At 69.4% G+C, this 20,076-nt stretch carries 21 protein-coding genes and 1 tRNA gene; 8 read left to right on the top strand and 14 right to left on the bottom strand.

All coding sequences use genetic code 11. The annotated features are described in order from the left end of the window. Positions 1-41 precede the first annotated feature (41 nt). Together ACFYU9_RS21365 and nth are read right to left on the bottom strand one after the other, a co-directional pair. On the bottom strand, positions 42-755 hold the full coding sequence (locus tag ACFYU9_RS21365) for an NUDIX hydrolase (protein ID WP_389211232.1): 714 nt from the start codon (positions 753-755) through the stop codon (positions 42-44). Between the two features lie 46 nt (positions 756-801). After that, positions 802-1,803 carry an endonuclease III gene (gene nth, locus ACFYU9_RS21370; RefSeq protein WP_389211230.1) on the bottom strand — a complete coding sequence of 334 codons (1,002 nt, stop codon included), beginning with the start codon at positions 1,801-1,803 and terminating at the stop codon, positions 802-804. A gap of 214 nt (positions 1,804-2,017) precedes the next feature. Between nth and ACFYU9_RS21375 the strand changes: the two genes are divergently transcribed. After that, entirely contained in the window at positions 2,018-2,692 is a 675-nt protein-coding gene (locus tag ACFYU9_RS21375) for a Crp/Fnr family transcriptional regulator (protein WP_046910193.1), read from the top strand. Between the two features lie 79 nt (positions 2,693-2,771). On the opposite strand, the gene ACFYU9_RS21380 is transcribed toward ACFYU9_RS21375, so the two are convergent. The 5 genes from ACFYU9_RS21380 to ACFYU9_RS21400 all read right to left on the bottom strand — a co-directional run bounded on the left by ACFYU9_RS21380 (position 2,772) and on the right by ACFYU9_RS21400 (position 6,207). After that, positions 2,772-3,656, bottom strand: a complete 885-nt coding sequence (locus tag ACFYU9_RS21380; RefSeq protein ID WP_389211228.1) for a prohibitin family protein — start codon at positions 3,654-3,656, stop codon at positions 2,772-2,774. 79 nt (positions 3,657-3,735) lie between these two features. Further along, positions 3,736-4,566, bottom strand: coding sequence for an MBL fold metallo-hydrolase (locus tag ACFYU9_RS21385; protein ID WP_389345711.1), 831 nt, complete (start codon positions 4,564-4,566; stop codon positions 3,736-3,738). Then, on the bottom strand, positions 4,563-5,492 hold the full coding sequence (locus ACFYU9_RS21390; protein ID WP_389345712.1) for an NUDIX hydrolase: 930 nt from the start codon (positions 5,490-5,492) through the stop codon (positions 4,563-4,565). Before ACFYU9_RS21390 ends, ACFYU9_RS21385 begins: the two co-directional genes overlap by 4 nt. Positions 5,493-5,581: 89 nt before the next feature. Beyond that, positions 5,582-6,052, bottom strand: coding sequence for a RidA family protein (locus tag ACFYU9_RS21395; RefSeq protein WP_389211223.1), 471 nt, complete (start codon positions 6,050-6,052; stop codon positions 5,582-5,584). Next, positions 6,052-6,207, bottom strand: coding sequence for a DUF4177 domain-containing protein (locus ACFYU9_RS21400; RefSeq protein ID WP_176101022.1), 156 nt, complete (start codon positions 6,205-6,207; stop codon positions 6,052-6,054). The genes ACFYU9_RS21395 and ACFYU9_RS21400 overlap by 1 nt, the downstream gene beginning before the upstream one ends. Before the next feature lie 129 nt (positions 6,208-6,336). Between ACFYU9_RS21400 and ACFYU9_RS21405 the strand changes: the two genes are divergently transcribed. Both ACFYU9_RS21405 and ACFYU9_RS21410 read left to right on the top strand, forming a co-directional pair. After that, the gene (locus ACFYU9_RS21405; protein WP_389211222.1) at positions 6,337-7,299 is read left to right on the top strand and encodes an ArsA family ATPase; all 963 of its coding nucleotides are present in this window, start codon (positions 6,337-6,339) and stop codon (positions 7,297-7,299) included. Between the two features lie 86 nt (positions 7,300-7,385). After that, positions 7,386-8,681 (top strand): ArsA family ATPase, encoded by a 1,296-nt coding sequence (locus tag ACFYU9_RS21410; protein ID WP_389211511.1) that lies wholly within the window; start codon positions 7,386-7,388, stop codon positions 8,679-8,681. Positions 8,682-8,715: 34 nt separating this feature from the next. Here ACFYU9_RS21410 and ACFYU9_RS21415 read toward each other — a convergent pair whose 3' ends face one another. Beyond that, positions 8,716-9,060 carry a WhiB family transcriptional regulator gene (locus ACFYU9_RS21415; protein ID WP_389211220.1) on the bottom strand — a complete coding sequence of 115 codons (345 nt, stop codon included), beginning with the start codon at positions 9,058-9,060 and terminating at the stop codon, positions 8,716-8,718. 410 nt (positions 9,061-9,470) lie between these two features. Continuing rightward, on the bottom strand, positions 9,471-9,773 hold the full coding sequence (locus tag ACFYU9_RS21420) for a hypothetical protein (RefSeq protein WP_389345713.1): 303 nt from the start codon (positions 9,771-9,773) through the stop codon (positions 9,471-9,473). A gap of 280 nt (positions 9,774-10,053) precedes the next feature. On the opposite strand from ACFYU9_RS21420, the gene ACFYU9_RS21425 reads away from it, so the two are divergent. Continuing rightward, positions 10,054-12,279 (top strand): transglycosylase domain-containing protein, encoded by a 2,226-nt coding sequence (locus tag ACFYU9_RS21425; protein WP_389345714.1) that lies wholly within the window; start codon positions 10,054-10,056, stop codon positions 12,277-12,279. Between the two features lie 90 nt (positions 12,280-12,369). On the opposite strand, the gene ACFYU9_RS21430 is transcribed toward ACFYU9_RS21425, so the two are convergent. Next, on the bottom strand, positions 12,370-12,834 hold the full coding sequence (locus ACFYU9_RS21430) for a GatB/YqeY domain-containing protein (protein WP_389211214.1): 465 nt from the start codon (positions 12,832-12,834) through the stop codon (positions 12,370-12,372). A gap of 74 nt (positions 12,835-12,908) precedes the next feature. On the opposite strand from ACFYU9_RS21430, the gene ACFYU9_RS21435 reads away from it, so the two are divergent. From ACFYU9_RS21435 to ACFYU9_RS21445, 3 genes are all read left to right on the top strand, one after another. Beyond that, positions 12,909-13,850, top strand: coding sequence for a metallophosphoesterase (locus ACFYU9_RS21435; protein WP_389345715.1), 942 nt, complete (start codon positions 12,909-12,911; stop codon positions 13,848-13,850). 57 nt (positions 13,851-13,907) lie between these two features. Beyond that, positions 13,908-14,591: a Pr6Pr family membrane protein gene (locus ACFYU9_RS21440; protein ID WP_389211210.1), complete on the top strand. Its 684-nt coding sequence runs from the start codon at positions 13,908-13,910 to the stop codon at positions 14,589-14,591. Between the two features lie 50 nt (positions 14,592-14,641). Then, positions 14,642-14,715, top strand: a tRNA-Pro gene (locus ACFYU9_RS21445). Here ACFYU9_RS21445 and ACFYU9_RS21450 read toward each other — a convergent pair. Further along, entirely contained in the window at positions 14,697-15,041 is a 345-nt protein-coding gene (locus tag ACFYU9_RS21450; protein WP_389345716.1) for a hypothetical protein, read from the bottom strand. The two genes, ACFYU9_RS21445 and ACFYU9_RS21450, sit on opposite strands and share 19 nt — an antisense overlap. A 1,473-nt stretch (positions 15,042-16,514) precedes the next feature. Here ACFYU9_RS21450 and ACFYU9_RS21455 point away from each other — a divergent pair. Further along, positions 16,515-16,985, top strand: coding sequence for a hypothetical protein (locus ACFYU9_RS21455; protein WP_389345717.1), 471 nt, complete (start codon positions 16,515-16,517; stop codon positions 16,983-16,985). 248 nt (positions 16,986-17,233) lie between these two features. Here the strand turns inward: ACFYU9_RS21455 and ACFYU9_RS21460 are convergent, their stop codons facing one another. The 3 genes from ACFYU9_RS21460 to ACFYU9_RS21470 all read right to left on the bottom strand — a co-directional run bounded on the left by ACFYU9_RS21460 (position 17,234) and on the right by ACFYU9_RS21470 (position 20,069). Further along, positions 17,234-18,517, bottom strand: coding sequence for a VanZ family protein (locus tag ACFYU9_RS21460; protein WP_389345718.1), 1,284 nt, complete (start codon positions 18,515-18,517; stop codon positions 17,234-17,236). A gap of 62 nt (positions 18,518-18,579) precedes the next feature. Beyond that, positions 18,580-18,972, bottom strand: a complete 393-nt coding sequence (locus ACFYU9_RS21465; RefSeq protein ID WP_389345719.1) for a hypothetical protein — start codon at positions 18,970-18,972, stop codon at positions 18,580-18,582. 542 nt (positions 18,973-19,514) lie between these two features. Next, positions 19,515-20,069 (bottom strand): hypothetical protein, encoded by a 555-nt coding sequence (locus tag ACFYU9_RS21470; RefSeq protein WP_389345720.1) that lies wholly within the window; start codon positions 20,067-20,069, stop codon positions 19,515-19,517. Between the last annotated feature and the right edge of the window lie 7 nt (positions 20,070-20,076).

Genomic DNA, 20,076 nt, shown 5'->3' on the forward strand with positions numbered 1-20,076 from the left:
GCCTCGCAGATTCGTCTTCAATCGCCCCGGGGGCCAGCCTGTCATGCCCTCCAGTCGAGCGGGACCTTCCTGGACCGGTCCCAGGGCCGCTCCCAGCCCGCGTAGTGCAGCAGCCGGTCGATCACACCGGCGGTAAAACCCCAGACCAGTGCCGATGCGACCAGGAACGCGGGGCCTTCGTGGCCGAGCGGGTGGACGGCCATGGCGCGGTTCGCGGGGTCCGTGAGATCCGCCACGGGGACGGTGAAGACCCGGGCGGTCTCGGCGGGGTCGACGACCCCGACCGGGCTGGGGGCGCGCCACCAGCCGAGCACGGGGGTGACGACGAAGCCGCTGACCGGGATGTAGAGCCGGGGCAGCACGCCGAAGAGCTGGACGCCGGCCGGGTCGAGCCCGGTCTCCTCCCGGGCCTCGCGCAGCGCGGCCCGCAGCAGGCCGTCGTCGGCCGGGTCGCCGTCCTCGGGGTCCAGGGCGCCGCCGGGGAAGGACGGCTGGCCGGCGTGGGAGCGGAGGCTGCCGGAGCGCTCCATCAGGAGCAGCTCGGGGCCGCGCTCTCCCTCGCCGAAGAGGACGAGCACGGCGGACTGCCGCCCCGCGCCGTCCTCGGGCGGCAGGAAGCGGCTCAGCTGCTCGGGCTCGACCGTGCGCGCCGCCCGGTCGACCGGGCCCAGCCAGTCGGGCAGCCCGGCCCGGCTGAGCAGGCCTCCGCCGCCGCGGAGCTCTTCTCCGTGGATCTCTTCACCAGTGCGCGTCATAGGCACCCCCGTGTTCACAACGCCGTCGGAGTCGTCGTTCGTTCCCTCACGAGCCCGGGCCCCGGCCGCCGGCCGGGCTCGCGCCCAGCGGGGGCGCCGGCTGCCCCGGGTAGTCCGGGGGCGGGTTGAGCCGCTGGCCCGGGAAGCCGCCCTTCTCGTACTTCAGGAGCTTTTGCGCCTTCTCCGGGTCGGTCTCGCCCTCCCCGTACGAAGGGCACAGGTGGGTGATCGGGCAGGCGCCGCACGCGGGCTTGCGGGCGTGGCAGATGCGGCGGCCGTGGAAGATCACCCGGTGCGAGAGCATCGTCCAGTCACTCTTCGGGAAGATCCCGGCGACCTCGGCCTCGATCTTCACGGGGTCGTCGGACTCGGTCCACTTCCAGCGCCGCGCGAGGCGCATGAAGTGCGTGTCGACGGTGATGCCGGGCACGCCGAAGGCGTTGCCGAGCACGACGAAGGCGGTCTTGCGGCCCACTCCGGGCAGCTTGACCAGGTCCTCCAGGCGGCCGGGGACCTCGCCCCCGAAGTCGTCCCGGAGGGCGGCGGCCAGGCCCATGATCGACTTGGTCTTGGCGCGGAAGAACCCGGTCGGCCTGATCAGCTCCTCGACCTCCTCGGGGACGGCGGCGGCCAGGTCCTCGGGGGTCGGGTACGCGGCGAAGAGCGCCGGGGTGGTCTGGTTGACCCGCAGGTCGGTGGTCTGGGCGGACAGGACCGTGGCGACCAGGAGCTCGAACGGATTGCGGAAGTCGAGCTCGGGATGGGCGTACGGATAGACCTCGGCGAGCTCCCGGTTGATCTTCCGGGCCCGGCGGACCATGGCGAGGTGCGACTCGGGCCGCGCGGCGGGCTTGGCTGCGGCCTTCGCGGTGGCCTTCTTCGCGGCAGCCTTCGCAGCAGGCTTCTCGGCAGCCGTCTTCGAGGCGGCGGCCGCCTCACCCGCCGTCGCCTTCTTCGTGGCCGCCGTCGTCTTCTTCGACGTGCCAGCCGCGCCCCGCGATGCGCGTTTAGTCGCATTCGCCCGTTTCGACACGCCGTGTTCGCCCACGGCGGAATTACCTTCGTCCCGCACTCTTCCAGCCCCCTTGGCCTGTGCTCTCACCGGCGAGTTGGACACCCGGCCAGCCTAGGGGCCGGGGCCGACATCCGCCCCGCGCGCACCCGATCACGACCCAATCGGGCCCCTGACGTACGGAAAGGCCCGCCGGTGAGTCAAACTTGTTGTGATTGATCGCACCTCAGGTCGACATAGGAGAGAACTCGTGGACGACGTTCTGCGACGCGCGCCGCTGTTCGCGGCGCTCGACGACGAGCAGGCCGCCGAGCTGCGCGCCTCGATGAGTGAGGCGACGCTCGCCCGTGGCGACGCACTGTTCCACGAGGGCGACCCGGGCGACCGGCTCTACGTGGTCACCGAGGGCAAGGTCAAGCTGCACCGCACCTCGCCCGACGGCCGCGAGAACATGCTGGCGGTCCTCGGCCCCGGCGAGCTGATCGGCGAGCTGTCCCTGTTCGACCCGGGCCCGCGCACCGCTACCGCGACCGCGCTGACCGAGGTCAAGCTGCTCGGCCTCGGCCACGGCGACCTCCAGCCCTGGCTGAACGCGCGCCCGGAGGTGGCCAGCGCCCTGCTGCGCGCCGTCGCCCGCCGCCTGCGCAAGACCAACGACCAGATGTCCGACCTGGTCTTCTCCGACGTTCCGGGCCGTGTCGCCCGCGCGCTCCTCGACCTGTCGCGCCGCTTCGGCGTGCAGTCGGAGGAGGGCATCCACGTCGTCCACGACCTCACCCAGGAGGAGCTGGCGCAGCTCGTCGGCGCCTCCCGCGAGACGGTCAACAAGGCGCTCGCCGACTTCGCCCAGCGCGGCTGGCTGCGTCTGGAGGCCCGTGCCGTGATCCTGCTCGACGTGGAGCGCCTCGCGAAGCGCTCGCGCTGAGCGGAGCCGCGGCTCCCGCACGCACGAGAAGGGGGCCGCCCGGTCGATCCGGGCGGCCCCCTTCCGCGTCTCCACGGTCCTAGCGCTTCGAACCGTCCACGATCAGCGGGTTCGAGCTGCCGCCGCCGCAGGGCACCGCGTAGACCGGGTTCTTCGCCGAAGCCTCCCGGTAGGCGTCGATGCACTGGTTCATCAGGACCTTGTCGGTCAGCGAGTCGTTGAGGATCTTGTTGGCGCGGGCGATGCCCTCGGCCTCGATGCGGCGCCGGTCGGCCTCGGCCTTCGCGGTGCGGGCGGCCTCCAGGGCGCGCTCGGTGGCCTGCTGCTGCTGGATCTTGCGGTCGATCTGGTCCTGCAGGGCGTTCGACGGCTTCACGTTGCGCAGGTTGACCGTGGTGACCTGGATGCCGCGCGGGGCGAGCCGCTGCTTGATCAGGGTCGCGATCTCGGAGTTGATCCCCTCGCGGTCGGAGGCGTACCCCTCCTCGCTCGTGTGCTTGGCGAAGACGTTGCGGACGATCTCGCGGCTGTCCGGGTAGACGAGCCGCTGCTGGATGGCGTCCTCGCTGCCGGCCAGCTTGTAGAGCTCGACGGCCTGCGACTGGTGGACCGCCCACTTCACGGTGATCTCGACGTACATCACGCCGCCCTGCGAGGAACGCACCTCGACCACGTCCTTGTCGGAGAGGTTGAGGTCCACCGGGCGGGTGGAGAAGGTCGTCACGCTGGTGAACGGCGACACCACGTGCAGACCGGACGACAGCGGCGTCCCGACCTTGCCGAAGGCGACCGGGACGCCGACCTCGTACGCGCTGACGACGTACGTCATGCTCGCGACCAGCGAGAACAGACCGGCGATCAGCGCGCCGAGCCCGCCCAGCTTGAGACCGCGGGAGTCGTTCGAGCGGCCTATGAAGTAGAGCACCGCCGCGGTGATGACCAACAGGATGGCTATGACGAACACGGGCTTCCCCCCGGGAGCTACGGCCGAATGTAAGCGGAGCGTAAGACACGCGCCGTAGCCCTGGGGTTCCGGGGTTCCGTCAGATCAGGCCGTGCTCCCGCAGATAGTCCAGCTGCGCCCGTACGGACAGCTCCGCCGCCGGCCACAGCGAGCGGTCCACGTCCGCGTACACGTGCGCCACCACCTCGGGAGCCGTCCGGTAGCCGGCCTCCACGGCGGTCTCCACCTGGGCGAGCCTGCTCGCGCGGTGCGCCAGATAGAACTCCACGGCCCCCTGCGCGTCCTCCAGGACCGGCCCGTGGCCCGGCAGCACCGTGTGGACGCCGTCGTCGACGGTGAGCGAGCGCAGCCGCCGCAGCGAGTCCAGGTAGTCGCCGAGCCGCCCGTCCGGATGGGCCACCATCGTCGTGCCGCGCCCCAGGATGGTGTCGCCGGTCAGCACCGCGCGGTCGGCCGGCAGGTGGAAGCAGAGCGAGTCGGAGGTGTGGCCGGGCGTCGGTACGACCCTGAGCTCCAGCCCGCCGGTGGTGATCACGTCGCCGGCGGCGAGGCCCTCGTCGCCGAGCCGCAGCGCCGGGTCGAGCGCCCGCACCGAGGTCCGGGTCAGCTCGGCGAAGCGCGCCGCGCCCTCCGCGTGGTCCGGGTGGCCGTGGGTGAGCAGGGTGAGCCCGATCCGCTTGCCGAGCTTCTCGGCGGCCTCCACGACGCGCCGCAGATGGCCCTCGTCGAGCGGGCCGGGGTCGATGACGACGGCGAGGTCGGCGTCCGGCTCGGCGACGATCCAGGTGTTGGTGCCGTCCAGGGTCATCGCGGAGGGGTTCGGCGCCAGGACGTTGACCGCGCGCACGGTCGCCGGCCCGGAGACCACGGCCCCGCGCGGCTGCCCCGGAAGGGCGTGGGCGTCGCTCATGCCGTTCCTCCCTCGCCCTCGCGCCCCGGCGCGCGTCCCGCCCCGGGCGTCCGCGAGGGAACGTGCTTGGTGAACTCGTCGTGCCCCGGCCAGCTCAGGATCACCTCGTCGCCGTCGAGCCGCGCCTGCGCGAGCACGGGGACCAGGTCCTGCTCCGGCGCCGCGGCGAGGGCCCCGGCGGCCGTGCCGTGCCGCTGCAGGGCGCGCAGGGTGGAGATGGTCGGCGGCATCATCGTCAGCTCGCCCCGGTCGTAGCCGGCCGCGGCGTCCGCCGGGCGGATCCAGACGGTGCGGTCGGCCTCGGTGGAGGCGTTGCGGGTGCGCTGGCCGGCCGGGAGCGCCGCCACGAAGAACCAGGTGTCGTAGCGCCGCGGCTCGAACTCGGGCGTGATCCAGCGGGCCCACGCGCCCAGCAGGTCGGAGCGCAGCACCAGCCCGCGACGGTCCAGGAAGTCGGCGAAGGAGAGCTCGCGGGCGACGAGCGCCTCCCGGTCCTTCTCCCAGTCGTCGCCGGTGGTGTCGCCGACGACCGAGTCCGGCGTCTGGCCCGCGAGCAGGACGCCCGCCTCCTCGTACGTCTCCCGGACGGCGGCGCAGACGACGGCCTGCGCCTCGGCCGGGCCGGCGAGGCCGAGCCGGGCCGCCCACTCCTCGCGGGACGGGCCCGCCCAGCGCACCGGGTGCTCGTCGCGCGGATCGACACCGCCGCCGGGGTAGGCGTACGCGCCGCCCGCGAAGGCCATGGAGGCGCGGCGGCGCAGCATGTGGACGAGGGGGCCGTCCGGGCCGTCCTTCAGGAGCAGCACGGTGGCGGCCCGCTTGGGTGTCGCGGGGACGAGCTCACCGGCGGCGAGGGCGCGGATGCGGTCCGGCCACTCCGGTGGGTACCACTGACCATTCGAGCCGTTCGACTGACCATTCGACATGGCCGGATGCTATGCGCAAGCATCGAAATGCACGAGAGCCGGTTTCTCCCCGACGGGAGGAACCGGCTTCGTGGAACGGCCGCGGGGGCTCAGTCCTGGACGAGCTCGACCTGGACCTCGACCTCGACGGGGGCGTCGATCGGGAGGACCGCGACACCGACGGCGCTGCGGGCGTGCACGCCCTTGTCGCCGAGGACGGCGCCGAGCAGCTCGCTGGCGCCGTTGACGACGCCGGGCTGGCCGGTGAAGTCGGGGGCGGAGGCGACGAAGCCGACGACCTTCACGACCCGCTTGATCCGGTCCAGGTCACCGGCGACCGACTTCACGGCCGCGAGCGCGTTGAGCGCGCAGGTGGCGGCGAGCTCCTTGGCCTGCTCGGGCGTCACCTCGGCGCCGACCTTGCCGGTCACCGGGAGCTTGCCGCCGACCATCGGGAGCTGGCCCGACGTGTAGACGTACACGCCCGACTGCACGGCCGGCTGGTACGCGGCGAGCGGCGGCACGACGTCCGGCAGGGTCAGGCCCAGTTCGGCGAGCTTCGCCTCGACGGCCCCGCTCATCAGGACTTCTCCCGCTTCAGGTAGGCCACGAGCTGCTCGGGGTTGGGCCCGGGCACGACCTGGACGAGCTCCCAGCCGTCCTCGCCCCAGGTGTCAAGAATCTGCTTCGTCGCGTGCACCAGAAGCGGCACAGTCGCGTACTCCCACTTGGTCATGAGCCGACTGTAGCCGCTGCGGCGGAGCGTCCCGTTCCCCCGGGCCCATTTCCCGTAGGGGCTGACTCCGGGGCTTCTCCGGGGCGGCCCTCTGATTGGTCCGGGCCGCCAGTGGTTAGGCTCGAAGGCGTGAGCAGGCTCCAGGTCGTCAGCGGCAAGGGCGGTACCGGTAAGACGACGGTCGCCGCCGCACTCGCGCTCGCCCTCGCCACCGAGGGCAAGCGGACCCTCCTGGTCGAGGTGGAGGGCAGGCAGGGGATCGCGCAGCTCTTCGAGACGGAGGCGCTGCCGTACGAGGAACGCAAGATCGCCGTCGCGCCGGGCGGCGGCGAGGTGTTCGCGCTGGCCATCGACGCCGAGCGCGCCCTCCTCGACTACCTCCAGATGTTCTACAAACTGGGCGGCGCGGGCCGGGCCCTGAAGAAGCTCGGCGCGATCGACTTCGCGACGACCATAGCGCCGGGCGTCCGGGACGTGCTGCTGACCGGCAAGGCGTGCGAGGCGGTGCGCCGCCGCGAGAAGCACGGCGGGTTCACGTACGACTACGTGGTGATGGACGCGCCGCCGACCGGCCGCGTCACCCGCTTCCTCAACGTCAACGACGAGGTGGCCGGGCTCGCCAGGATCGGCCCGATACACAACCAGGCCCAGGCGATCATGCGCTTCCTCAAGTCCCCGGACACGGCGGTGCATCTGGTGACCCTCCTGGAGGAGATGCCGGTCCAGGAGACCGCGGACGGCGTCGCGGAGCTGCGCGAGGCCGGACTGCCCGTCGGCCACGCCATCGTGAACATGGTCCGCCCGCACGTCCTGGACGAGGCGGCGGTACGGGCCGCCTCCGGCGACCACCGGGAGGCCGTCGCGGGGGCGCTGGCGTCCGCCGGCATCAAGGGCGGTACGCGCCTGGTCGAACCGCTCCTGGAGCAGGCCGCGGAGCACGCCCAGCGGGTGGAGCTGGAGCGCGCCCAGCGCGAGGCGCTGAACGGCATCGGGTTGCCGACGTACGAACTCCCCTTCCTGGGGGACGGGGCGGACATCGCCGGCCTGTACCGGCTGGCGAAGGAGCTGCGGGGACAAGGGGTGGGCGCGTGACGGCGACCGGGGAGAGCGGGACGAAGCACGGGGCGGCGGCCGGGGCGGGGAGCGGGGTCCAGGGCGGGCTCGACGTCGCGCCCGTCCTGGAACTCGACCCGCTGCTCGACGACCGGGCCACCCGCATCATCGTGTGCTGCGGCGCGGGCGGCGTCGGCAAGACGACGACCGCGGCGGCGCTCGGCGTCCGGGCGGCCGAGCGCGGCCGGCGGGTGGTGGTGCTCACCATCGACCCGGCACGCCGGCTCGCCCAGTCGATGGGCATCGACTCGCTCGACAACGTGCCGCGCAAGGTGGACGGCATCAAGGGCAGCGACGGCGGTGAACTGCACGCGATGATGCTCGACATGAAGCGGACCTTCGACGAGATCGTCGAGGCGCACGCGGACGCCGACCGGGCCCGGGCGATTCTGGAGAACCCCTTCTACCAGTCCCTGTCGGCCGGCTTCGCCGGCACGCAGGAGTACATGGCGATGGAGAAGCTGGGCCAGCTGCGGGCCCGGGACGAGTGGGACCTGATCGTGGTCGACACGCCCCCGTCCCGGTCGGCCCTCGACTTCCTGGACGCGCCGAAGCGGCTCGGGTCCTTCCTGGACGGGAAGTTCATCAAGCTGCTCATGGCCCCGGCGAAGGTCGGCGGCCGGGCCGGGATGAAGTTCCTGAACGTCGGCATGTCGATGATGACGGGCACGCTGGGGAAGCTGCTCGGGGGTCAGTTCCTGAAGGACGTGCAGACGTTCGTGGCCGCGATGGACACGATGTTCGGCGGCTTCCGGACCCGCGCGGACGCCACGTACAAGCTGCTCCAGGCGCCGGGCACGGCCTTCCTCGTGGTCGCCACGCCGGAGCGGGACGCGCTGCGCGAGGCGGCGTACTTCGTGGAGCGGCTGGCCGCGGAGGAGATGCCGCTGGCCGGTCTCGTCCTCAACCGGGTCCATGGCAGCGGCGCCGCCCGGCTGTCGGCCGAGCGGGCGCGGGCCGCCGCAGAAAATCTTGACGAGGGCCGCATTGTGGATCAGGGGGTCGGGAAGACTACTGGGCGTGGCCCCTTGGCCACCTCTCCCGAGTCGTCAGACCTCGCCACCGCCGCCGTACCGCCCCAGCCGTCCGATCCCCAGGCTGCCCCCACAGCCGACCCGGACGCAGATGCCCAGGACGTCGAGCACCCCGACATCAGGGAGCTCACCGCCGGCCTGCTCCGACTGCACGCCGAGCGGATGCAGGTGCTCGCGCGTGAGCAGCGCACGCGCGATCGCTTCACCGCGCTTCATCCCGAGGTGGCGGTCGCCGAAGTGGCCGCCCTGCCCGGTGACGTCCACGATCTCGACGGACTGCGCGCCATCGGTGATCGTCTGACGGCCGGCCGCATACCGCGGCCGTAGCCCTACTTCCGGCCCTGTCCTGGCCCCTGCGGGGCTAGGACACCGCCGCGTACGTCTCGTACGTCGCGTCGTCGTCCATCGCGACGGGCAGCAGGCCCGCTCCCCGCTCGTACTCCGTGCGCGCGGTCTCCAGGAGCCGGCGCCACGAGGTGACGGTCGGCCGTCGGCGCAGCAGGGCGCGTCGCTCGCGCTCCGTCATGCCGCCCCACACGCCGAACTCCACCCGGTTGTCGAGGGCGTCGGCGAGGCACTCGGTCCGCACCGGGCATCCGGTGCACACCGCCTTCGCCCTGTTCTGTGCCGCGCCCTGCACGAAAAGTTCATCCGGATCGGTAGTGCGGCAGGCCGCCTGCGCACTCCAGTCAGCTACCCAGCCCATACCGGCGCCGTCCTCTCCCGAATCGAGGCTCCCCCACGGCGGTAGCGGCATATTCACCGCTGCCAGTTGGGACGTTACGGAAGGTGGCGACAGCGCAACACCCCCTTCGGGCCCAATCTTGAATGGCCCGAACGGACTATGCGTGCCTGCGAGATCACCCAGGGGAGTGATCGAAGGACATAGCTCTCTTTTCGGACATGAGTCGGATTCAGGCATGAACTTCCCGCGCTTCGGGTACGCGGAATCTCACGCCGATCAGGCCGGTCATGGCCGGTTTTCACGCGGATGTCACGCACGGGTCTTGATGCGGGACCCCACTGCTGTGACAGTTGGGAGCAGCTTAGGCCAAGGCATATACGTGTGTCCGGCGAATGAGAACGTAGACGCCTCACGTTGCTATGCCGTCAAGTTCAGGGGACGAGTCCTCCGTTCACGGCGCGGAGGTAGAGCCGCTGGTGCCACTCGTTGGCGTCCGGTCCGGGGTCGGCGGCCAGGACGGGGTTGGGGCCGGTCTCGATGAGGTGCAGGAGCGTCCAGGCGACGCCGTAGCAGTCGTCCGGGCCGAAGCAGGAGACGAGCGCCTTCGCTTCCTCTCCCGTGACCGGCCTGGCGATCGCGCAGAGCTGGTCGTAACGCCTGTCGATCTCTTCTTCGGTCGAGTCCCAGTCGGGGAGCGGGCCGTCGGCGACGAACGTCTGCGCTTCGGGTCTCATGCGCGCATGATCGTCTGCCTCCGTCACTGCGGGCAAGGCGTCTCGGCTGGTCGGGCTGCCGTTGCCGCGGCAAGCGAAGATGAGGCCTCCAGGACCCGGTCCTTCGAAGACATTCCCTTCAGCGCCCGCCTGGCCGCCACCACCCTGACCGGACCCCGCACCGATCCACGTTGAGGCCTCCACGGCCCGGCTGCACCTGGATGTCACGGTCTGGTACTCGAACGCTCCGAGAAGCCCCTGCGTCTGCGGATCGCTCATCACTACGGATTAGGCTGCCCCCATGGCAAAGAAGCGCTCGGGCGGTGGTCTCACCCGGACCCAGCAAGCCGCCAAGTTCCTCGGTGTCAGTGTGCTCTCCGGAGCCGTGCTGGCGGGCATCGCCCTGCCCGCGGCCGGGGTGCTCGGGCTGGCCGCCAAGGGCACGGTCGAGGGGTTCGACGAGATCCCGTCCAACCTGAAGACGCCCCCGCTGAGTCAGCGGACGACGATCCTCGACTCCGACGGCGGCCACATCGCCACCGTGTACTCGCGAGACCGCAAGGTCGTGCCGATCGACAAGATCTCGCCGTACATGCAGAAGGCGATCGTCGCCATCGAGGACTCGCGCTTCTACGAGCACGGCGCCATCGACCTCAAGGGCGTGCTGCGCGCCATCAACCGCAACGCGCAGTCGGGCGGGGTCGCGCAGGGCGCGTCCACGCTCACCCAGCAGTACGTGAAGAACGTCTTCGTCGAGGAGGCCGGCGACGACCCGGAGAAGGTCGCGCTCGCCACCCAGCAGACCATGGGCCGCAAGGTGCGCGAGCTGAAGTTCGCGATCCAGGTCGAGGAGGAGCTGGGCAAGAAGAAGATCCTGGAGAACTACCTCAACATCACGTTCTTCGGGCAGCAGGCGTACGGCATCGAGGCCGCCTCGCAGCGCTACTTCTCCAAGCACGCCGCCGACCTGACCCTCCCCGAGTCCGCCATGATGGCCGGTCTGGTGCAGTCGCCGAGTCGCTTCGACCCGGTGAACGACATCCAGGAGGCCACCAAGCGCCGCAACATCGTGCTGCAGCGCATGGCCGACGTGAAGGACATCAGTCAGGCCGAGGCCGACAAGGCGAAGGCCACCCCGATCAAGCTGAAGGTGAAGTCGCCGAAGAACGGCTGCATCACCGCCGTCGACGGCGCCGGCTTCTTCTGCGACTACGTCCGCAAGACGATCCTCAACGACCCGGTCTTCGGCAAGACCGCCGAGGAGCGCCAGAAGCTGTGGAACCTGGGCGGTCTGACCATCAGGACCACCCTCGACCCGCGCGCGCAGGCCGCCGCCAACGAGGCCGCGATCGCCAAGGTCGACAACGACGACCCGGTCGCCGCCGCGGTGGTCCAGGTCCAGCCCGGCACCGGCAAGATCGTCTCGATGGGCCAGTCCCGCCCGTACGGCCTCGACCAGAAGCTGCACCAGACGACGCTGAACCTGTCCGTCGGCAAGAAGATGGGCGGAACGACCTACGGCTTCCAGGTCGGTTCGACGTTCAAGCCGATCACGGCGGCCGCGGCCCTGGAGAAGGGCCTGAGCCCGGCCCAGTCGTTCACGACGCCGTGGAAGATCTCGGTGCCGATGAGCTCGTACACCACCTGCGCGGGCGGCCCGGCCGGCAGCGGCACCTGGGACCCGCAGAACGAGATGCAGTCCGAGGCCGGCAGCTGGGACATGACCAGCGCGCTCGGCAAGTCCATCAACACGTACTTCGCGCAGCTGGAGCAGATGACGGGTCTGTGCGACACGGTCACCATGGCGCAGAAGATGGGGTACGAGCGCGAGCTCGGCAAGAAGCTCAAGGAGCTGCCCTCCATCACCCTCGGCGGCCAGGAGGCGACCCCGCTCGACATGGCCTCGGTCTACGCGACCTTCGCCAACCGCGGCACGTACTGCACGCCCGTCATCATCGAGTCGATCACGACGGCGGCCGGCGAGAAGCTGAAGGTCCCGCAGACCGAGTGCTCGCGCGCGATGAGCGAGAAGACCGCCGACACCGTCAACCAGATGCTGAAGGGCGTCGTCGAGGACGGCACCGGTACCCGCGCCGGTCTGAGCGACCGCGACAACGCAGGCAAGACCGGTACCACCAACGACCGCAAGGACGCCTGGTTCGTCGGCTACACGCCGAACCTGTCCACGGCGGTGTGGGTCGGTGACGACGTCGGCGAGAAGCGCTCGATGTACGACATCACCATCGGCGGCCAGTACTACGACAAGGTCTGCGGTGGCTGCCTGCCCGGCCCGATCTGGCGGATCGCCATGACCGGCGCGCTGGAGTCCGGTCAGATCCCGAGCTTCGTCCCGGTGGACGTGCCGCGCGGCGCGAACCCCGAGGACAAGACGAAGGACCCGGCCAAGAAGCCCGACAACAAGCCGGGCGACGGTCCGGGCACCACGCTCCCCGGCGGCGTCACCCTCCCGCCGAACATGATCGGCGGGACGACGGGCCGCGGCCACCGAGGCGGCAACGGCCGGTAGCGCCGTACCCGGCCATGAACGAGGGCGCCCCTCCCGGATCCGGTCCGGGAGGGGCGCCCTCGTCCGTGCTGGTGCGTCAGCGCTGGTGCGTCAGCCGGCGAGCAGCTTCTTCACGGCGGCGGCGACACGGCCGCCGTCCGCCAGGCCCGCGACCTTCGGGTTCACGATCTTCATGACGGCGCCCATCGCGCGCGGCCCCTCGGCGCCGCCGGCCTTGGCCTCCGCGACGGCGCCGGCCACGACGGCCTCCAGCTCCTCGTCGCTCAGCTGCTTGGGCAGGTACGCGTCGAGGATCTCGCCCTCGGCCAGCTCGCGCTCGGCGGACTCGGCGCGACCGCCCTGGGTGAAGGCGTCGGCGGCCTCGCGGCGCTTCTTCGCCTCCTTGGCGATCACCTTCTGCACCTCGTCCTCGGAGAGCTCGCGCTTGGTCTTGCCGGCGACCTCCTCCTTCTGGATCGCGGCGATGGTCATCCGCAGGGTCGAGGAGCGCAGCTCGTCGCGTCCCTTGATCGCGGCGTTGAGGTCGTCCTGGAGCTTGGCCTTGAGCGTGGTCATGGGGTCAAGTGTGTCAGGTGCCGGGCCCGGACCGCCCACGCATTTCGGCTCACCGGGTCTGCGACGATAAGGGGATGCGCGCACGGTACGGGATCCCCCTGAAGATCACGGCCGGTCTCGCGGCGACGGCCGCGGCCGGACTCGTCTACGCGGCGGGCTTCGAAGCCCGCTCCTTCCGACTGCGCCGGGTGACCATCCCGGTGCTCCCCCGCGGCATGCGTGACCTGCGGGTTCTCCAGGTCTCCGACATCCACATGGTGTCCGGCCAGAGCAAGAAGCGCGCCTGGCTGCAGTCGCTCGCCGGGCTGCGCCCCGACTTCGTCGTGAACACCGGCGACAACCTCTCCGACACGGAGGCGGTGCCGGAGGTGCTCGACGCGCTCGGGCCGCTGATGGAGTTCCCGGGGGTGTACGTCTTCGGCTCCAACGACTACTACGGGCCGCGGCTGCGCAACCCCGCGCTCTATCTGAAGGAGAAGGTGCAGGGCAAGCACGGCCTGAACGGCAACCCGCCGGCGGTCGGCGTCGTGCACAACCCCTGGGAGGGCCTGCGGGACGCCTTCGACGCGGCCGGCTGGGTCAACCTGACCAACACCCGCGGCCGGCTCAAGCTGCCCGATCTGGACCTCGCCTTCACCGGCATCGACGACCCGCACATCAAGCGCGACCGCTACGAGCGGGTCGCGGGCGGCCCCGACCGCGACGCCGACTTCACGCTCGGCGTGGTCCACGCCCCCTACCTGCGGGCCCTCGACTCCTTCACCGCGGACGGCTACGACCTGGTCCTCGCCGGGCACACGCACGGCGGGCAGCTGTGCGTCCCCTTCTACGGCGCCCTCGTCACCAACTGCGACCTGGACACCGACCGCGTGAAGGGCCTCTCCACCCACACGGCCGGCGGCCACACCTCGTTCCTCCACGTCTCTGCCGGCTGCGGCACCAACCGCTACACCCCGGTCCGCTTCGCCTGCCCGCCGGAGGCGACGCTGCTGACGCTGACGGCCCGGGACCACTGAACCTGCCGGGACCCGTACGGGCCTCGCCGGCGGCCTTCGGGCCGTACGGTGAGGCCCATGCCGTATCGCCTCACCGCCGTCCTCCGCGCGCTGATCGCCCTGGCCGCGGCGACCGGCATCGCGCTCGAGTGCGCCGAGGGCAGCCCCCTCGTCGTCTTCAGCTTCTTCACCGTCTGGTCGAACACCGCCGTGGCCGTCGTCCTCGGCCTGGGCGCCGTCCGGGCCTGGCGGCGCGAGCCACCGCTGCCGGCGCTGTGGACGGGCGGGGTACTGCTCTGCATCACGGTCGTCGGGCTCGTCTTCCACCTGGTCCTGGACAACGCGTCGAGCGAGTTCAACCAGGCCGCCGCCCTCGCCCGCCTCACCGGCGCCCGGGCCGTCGCCAACCAGCTCCTGCACACCGTCACCCCGGTGGGCGTACTCCTCGACTGGCTCCTCCTCACCCGCCCGGCCGCCCTCCGCCCGCGCCACGCCGCCCAGTGGCTCGCCGCCCCCGCCGCCTACTTCGCCTTCGCCCTCGTCCGCGGCGCCCTCGTCTCCCCCGACACCCCGACCCGCTACCCCTACCCCTTCCTGGACGTCCCGGCCCACGGCTACCCCGCCGTCCTCACCAACGCCCTGGTCCTGGGCCTCGCCTTCTACGCCCTCGGCCTCGCCCTCGTCACGGCCGACCGCTTCCGACCTGCGGTGGGGCGCCGCGAGAACCGGATTTCGTCTCTGGGCGCCGGTGGGCTAAAGTAAGCGATGTCGCCGCGAGGGAGACCCGAGAGGGAGCACCGAAGCAGCGACATCGGGGTGTAGCGCAGCTTGGCAGCGCGCTTCGTTCGGGACGAAGAGGTCGTGGGTTCAAATCCCGCCACCCCGACAGCCGAAACAGCAGGTCAGGTAGGTACGGATATCCGTACCTACCTGACCTGTTTCTGCATGCGCGTCTATCTGCGTGACTACCGCTCCCCGCGTGTCTACGGCCGCTGCGCGTCGGCGCCCAAGATCCCGTCCATGACCACGGCTGGCCCCGGTCTGGATCACGGGCCTGATCTGCTTCCGGTAGACCTCCTCAGTCACCGCTGTCCCGGAGTGCCCGACGAGACGCGAGATCACTTCCAGCGGGACGCCACCGTCGGAGAGCAGGGACACGAAGCTGTGCCGGAGCTCTCGAGGCGTCCAATCGTCGGCTTTGATCCCGTCCATGTCCTTGAGTGTCTGGCGGAAGGCGCGGCAGGCATCGAGCCGCCGGAAGCGAAGGCGAGGGCCAGGAGAACCGACTGGCGGGGCTATCTGGGTCCACTCGCCACAGCAGCCCCGAAGACGTGATCCGCCGAATCCGCGAAGCGGAGCGGTCCGACCCCGCCTTGAACTGCCCCCCGAGCCAGCGGCACGACGACGCAACGATCCACCTCTAGGGACCTGTTACAGGTTTCTCTACCTCATCGCACCCGCTCCGCGCGCGCTGAGCCGACGCCCGCCCCTGCAAGACGGGACAGGCCCAAGGGCATGAGTCCGAGCCCCAACGGCCGCCGGGTTCCCACGGTCACCGACATGCCTCCGGCGGGGGGCTCCGACTCCGCGATGGCGGAGGCACCGGACGCGAGTGCCGGCCGGTGCGGTGCTGAGGCGGGGAACTCCCATCCCGCCTGCCATCGACCCAGGACAAGCCGAGCAGCCACAGCACCGGGCCCGCTCCACACACGTGTGGGCCGACGGCAGACGGGATGGGAGTTGGGGTGAATGGTGGGGTCGGCGCCAGCGGTAGCCTGATCGCCTCATGGGGGCCGCGTTCAACGCATCAGGGGATTACAGAGGGACGTCGTGGGGGCACTGAGGAAGCTTTTTAAGACGCTCCGGAGCACGTACGACGCACCGGGCGATCAGACGTTCGCGAAGGACAGGCCGTGCGAGTGCTCACCCGAGTGGCCGGCCCTTGAAACGACTGCAAACGGCTACGTGATGAGCGCGCTGCCGTCATCGAACTACAGCATCATGACGAACCCCGAGATCGGGACGTTCGTCGCTCGGTGCACGGGGTGTCACGCCAGGTACCCCAACCCCTGGGTGCTGGACACGAACGAGCCCATGCCATACGCGTGGGCGCGAGAGTCCAATAAACCGCGCTGATCCCCGGACGCGCGTGAGCATAGTGCGAGAGGTGGTGCGCGGTCGGCGCTGGCAGGTCACTCCTGGCCATCGACGAAGCCCGACCGTCGGTTAGGTCCCGGACGAGTATCCGGTCCGCCCCCAGACAGGCCAAGGATGCAACCATTCTTTTCAAAGCTGGAGCCCCGGAAGCCGGCCGCGCGCTTGAGACCCTAGAGGCCGCCACTGACAACGGCCCTGCCCGTGAAGGGTCGTTGAGCGGTGAGTGTCTAACTGCGCGACAACGCCGACGAACAGCGGCGGACGAGTGCGACCATCAGCGCAGGTGAGAGGCACAGCAGCCCATGGAAGCCGCATCCTCGGGCACGGCCCAACGGCCTGGTCCCCCATGGAGGTGGCGAGCGCACTTGCCGAGCCCCCGTGTCCCCAAAGTGAGTCGGCTGCGGGTGCACGCTGCCGGCGACCGCTACCACTTCCCTGCTTGTGCAGTCGAAGACCAGCCATCGGGCATCAGGCTCCCTACCGGCACCAGCATTCCACTCTTACGATGCCGCGGTCTATGACACGCCCATGCCAGAAGCCCAGGCTGAACTAGGAGACGATGTGAAGAAGGTCGCCGCATTCCTGTTTGCCGCTGCACCAGCGATCGCCCTGCTCACGGCAACGCCCGCCAGCGCCGTCGATGGCCCGTGGAATCCGTACACCGGCACGAACTCCAACTGGCACTGCGGTGCCACCGTGACGATCCGGCAGGGCGTCCAGGCGCAGTCCTGCATCGTCGTGAGCGGTACCAGCTACCAGGGCGCGACCATCATCAACCTCGCCTCGGCGACGACTGTCGCTGGATCGACGAGGACCTGGGAAGCCGGCAACGAAACCTTCCCGAGCAAGGAGTGCAACGTCGAGACTCGTCCTGCCGGCCGGTCTGTCTGTTTCAACGCCACTCGGGCCGGCGCCAGCGGTCATGCCGTCCAGGCCAAGTCGTTCGTCGCTGACGACATCGCCTGGAAGGAATGGACGTCTCCCACTGTGGTCCTCTGACGGCGTTCGGATCCATCAAACGTCAGCACGACCACCAGCGATCGCGCGCTCATCCCGATCTGGCGGCCGACGCTCTGCCCAGCGCGCTCCGTATACCCTTCGTGCAACTGAGAGCCGCGGGCACCGACTGCCGACGCGACGACGGCAGGGAAGGCCCGAGTCTGCCGACGGCGGCATGCGGCTGACAGTCAGAGCACTGCGGACGGCCTGGCCCCGATGCTTGGGGGCCAGGCCGTCTGGCGTTGCCGCTATTCGCTGGGAGGCCCCGTCGGGGGCTTGATCTCCTCAAGTACGCGTGCACCTGATGCCGCGTCGACAGCGATATCCTTCCCATCGACCTCAACCAGCCACACCGGGCGCCATCCCTCGTGGAGCCGTGCCGCAAGGAGCATCGTCGCCCCGGGCGCGTGTCCCGATGACTGTTCGGCGACCTTCTTTGCCTGCGCCTCGCTCACTGTCACAGGGGAAAGTTCCGGGTCTCGTATGGTTCTGGCAGTGAAGCCCATGATGCGACCTGACTTGGTGACCGTGATGTCGAGACGCAGAGGCATCATCACTTTGCCCACGTGGCGTCGATAGCTGATGTTGTATGCCTGCGTGGCGCCCTCACCGATCGGACTTACCTTGCGTTCGCTCCGAGCAAGATGCTTGGCGAACCACTTTTGAGCGAACTTCTCCCCGACGACTGCGGCACCGTTCGCATCAAGGCCGCCCTTGTCTCCAAGCGTGTTCGAAGACCAGGCGCTATCGAGCTCCTTTTGGGGCCACCAACCGGAAATCTTGCCCAGATCCGTCTCGGCGGTAACCTTCTGAGAACCCCCGGACTTCTCAACGGTAACCTGCTGGACTTGCGCATTGCGTCCGAACACTTCCGTCGCAGCACCAGATATCCAGACGTCGGCCCCAGATGAGGCGTCTGCAAGATCATGCAGTTGATCGTCCTTGGCGACGATGTCCACGGGCTTGACCCAGGAATGGAATGACATACCGACCACTGCCGCGCCGATCACGAAAATAACAACCCCGTAAAGGAAGTCCTTTCGAGGTCGGTTGATTCCCAGTCGGCGCAGCTTAAGAAGGGAAAATCCGAGCGCGGCTCCCAGGGTGGAACCCAAGGCATTCGCAGCGAGGTCGGTCACGCTGCATGAGCGCCCAAAACTCAGGCTGGACTGAACGAGTTCCACAATCCCGCTCAGAAAAATGAACGAGGACGCAGCAACGAGCGGTCGCCGGTGCACAAGAACGACCAATGCAGCGCCGGGTGCGAAGAGAGCGATATTCAGCAGAGAACTGGTGGAATCGAGGAGGTGCTCGGGGAGCCCGGTGTCGCACTCCCACGAAGACAGGCCGGCATTCCCCGGCATGAGCGTGACGGCCAATACGCCACTCAGATAGACAGCTATCGCAACCCTGGGCGCGAGTGGCTTGGATCGAGCTTTCGCGATGAGGGCGGTTACCCCGCCAAAAAGAACTGCGAGCAGCACGAAGGACACAACCAGGCCTGGCAGGGCGGAAACAGAAGCTTCAATCACCGCGAAACCCTTACACCTGATGGCCGGGGCGATCTTCCGCCCCGGCCATCAGGAAGATTAGCTCAGCACACGTCGATGGTCGGCGTGTAGTAGTTACCCGTGGACGCCTTCATATACCCAGCGACGCGGCACCCGCCCGCGTCGGCCTTTGCTCGGCCGCCCCAGCTTTTCGAAACGGTCTGACCCTTGGATATCGTCTTCTGCGTGTCGTAGATGTTCCAGTTATCGGCGGCCAGAGCGAGCTGAACCGTGACCTTGGTGTCGCCACCGGTCTTCTTGTAGATCGTGGCCGAGTAGTAGAGGCCGCAATTTCCGCTCACGGTGCAGCCGTCTTCCGCTGTGACAGTAAGAACACCGTTGCTGAGCTGTGTGCTCTTCGAGGCCGCAAATGCAGATCCCCCCGAGATGGCCAGGAGCGCGGTCGCCGCACCTACAGCTAAGGCCTTCTTCAGCATTTTCATTCCTCTCGATCAGGTGCAGACCACCCCGAGGTGGCTCTACACCTACAAGAGGCTACCTACGAAACAGGAAGGAAAATTACGCCGACCAAGCTTTTGGCCAAAGTTCCGCTGATTTATTTCCGATTCATCCGCGTTTGATCCCATTCGCGAGGCAAGATTCAGCACACTTTGGCAGAATTTCACCATACCAGAAGGGACCTATTCGAAAAGACACCGCAGCGCAACATGAATTCGCATCGTTTGTCATGTCGGTGATTCACGTGGTCTCAACTGCGGCACAGGTTCGTTTTCAAGGTCCACGCTGAACAAGCTGCCGCGGTCTCGCGCGCGGAGACGCCTGACCTTTGACTCCTTGAACGATGCCCGTTCCAAGGGATATTCACTTCGGACCAAGGTCAAGTCGCGGGGGACGCGATGCACATGGCACGCCCGCTGGCCCTCGCGCGACTCACGCGGGCGCGTACTGTCCGCGGTCGAGCCCGACTTCACCCCGGACGACCTTCTGCATCTGATGCAGAAGGTCGGCACAGGCTGACTTACTCGTTCACCAGTACGGGTACCGAGATCACGGCGGACGCCGGCGTGCCCTTCAGGTTCTTCGCCGGGATGGTGAAGTCGATGCCTTCGCCGACCGCGCGCGGGCCCTTGTGGACGTCGCCGGCGTGGGCGGCCTCGCCCTCTTCCTGGTACTGGAAGGAGCCGGTGCCGAGGAGGTGGCCGGTCGCGTCGTAGAAGGCGGCGCGGAGTTCGAGGGCCAGGACGTCGCTGACGTCGGAGGTGATGGTGAGGTGGCCGGTCACCGCGGGCTTGGGCGGGAGCGTCAGGCGGGTGAGGCGGACGCGGTCGGTGAAGGGGCCCTGCTCGATGCGGACTTCGCCCTTGGCCGGGGCCGGCGCGAGGGTGGGCGCGGCGGGCGGGGCGGTGCGCGGGGCCGGGAAGGTGACCGGGGCGGCCGCGGTCGCGGCGGGCTCGGGGGCCTTGTCCTGCCCGGCGTCCGCCGAGGGGCCGCCGCAGCCGGTGAGCGCCAGGAGGGCGGCCGGGGCGAGGAGGCCGAGCACGGCGGCCTTGGTGGTGCGGGTGAGCGGGCTCATCGGCGTA

This window comes from Streptomyces sp. NPDC004327 (genome assembly GCF_042873935.1).
GTDB lineage: Bacteria > Actinomycetota > Actinomycetes > Streptomycetales > Streptomycetaceae > Streptomyces.

Excerpts from the sequence above, each read along its gene's own strand:
- ACFYU9_RS21385 (WP_389345711.1), bottom strand. The coding sequence starts at position 4,566 with ATGAGCGACGCCCACGCCCTTCCGGGGCAGCCGCGCGGGGCCGTGGTC.
- ACFYU9_RS21400 (WP_176101022.1), bottom strand. The coding sequence starts at position 6,207 with ATGACCAAGTGGGAGTACGCGACTGTGCCGCTTCTGGTGCACGCGACG.
- ACFYU9_RS21420 (WP_389345713.1), bottom strand. The coding sequence starts at position 9,773 with ATGAGACCCGAAGCGCAGACGTTCGTCGCCGACGGCCCGCTCCCCGAC.
- ACFYU9_RS21390 (WP_389345712.1), bottom strand. The coding sequence starts at position 5,492 with ATGTCGAATGGTCAGTCGAACGGCTCGAATGGTCAGTGGTACCCACCG.
- ACFYU9_RS21430 (WP_389211214.1), bottom strand. The coding sequence starts at position 12,834 with ATGACCACGCTCAAGGCCAAGCTCCAGGACGACCTCAACGCCGCGATC.
- ACFYU9_RS21455 (WP_389345717.1), top strand. The coding sequence starts at position 16,515 with ATGCCAGAAGCCCAGGCTGAACTAGGAGACGATGTGAAGAAGGTCGCC.
- ACFYU9_RS21415 (WP_389211220.1), bottom strand. The coding sequence starts at position 9,060 with ATGGGCTGGGTAGCTGACTGGAGTGCGCAGGCGGCCTGCCGCACTACC.
- ACFYU9_RS21450 (WP_389345716.1), bottom strand. The coding sequence starts at position 15,041 with ATGGACGGGATCAAAGCCGACGATTGGACGCCTCGAGAGCTCCGGCAC.
- ACFYU9_RS21440 (WP_389211210.1), top strand. The coding sequence starts at position 13,908 with ATGCCGTATCGCCTCACCGCCGTCCTCCGCGCGCTGATCGCCCTGGCC.
- ACFYU9_RS21435 (WP_389345715.1), top strand. The coding sequence starts at position 12,909 with ATGCGCGCACGGTACGGGATCCCCCTGAAGATCACGGCCGGTCTCGCG.
- ACFYU9_RS21395 (WP_389211223.1), bottom strand. The coding sequence starts at position 6,052 with ATGAGCGGGGCCGTCGAGGCGAAGCTCGCCGAACTGGGCCTGACCCTG.
- ACFYU9_RS21465 (WP_389345719.1), bottom strand. The coding sequence starts at position 18,972 with ATGCTGAAGAAGGCCTTAGCTGTAGGTGCGGCGACCGCGCTCCTGGCC.
- ACFYU9_RS21365 (WP_389211232.1), bottom strand. The coding sequence starts at position 755 with ATGACGCGCACTGGTGAAGAGATCCACGGAGAAGAGCTCCGCGGCGGC.
- ACFYU9_RS21470 (WP_389345720.1), bottom strand. The coding sequence starts at position 20,069 with ATGAGCCCGCTCACCCGCACCACCAAGGCCGCCGTGCTCGGCCTCCTC.
- ACFYU9_RS21425 (WP_389345714.1), top strand. The coding sequence starts at position 10,054 with ATGGCAAAGAAGCGCTCGGGCGGTGGTCTCACCCGGACCCAGCAAGCC.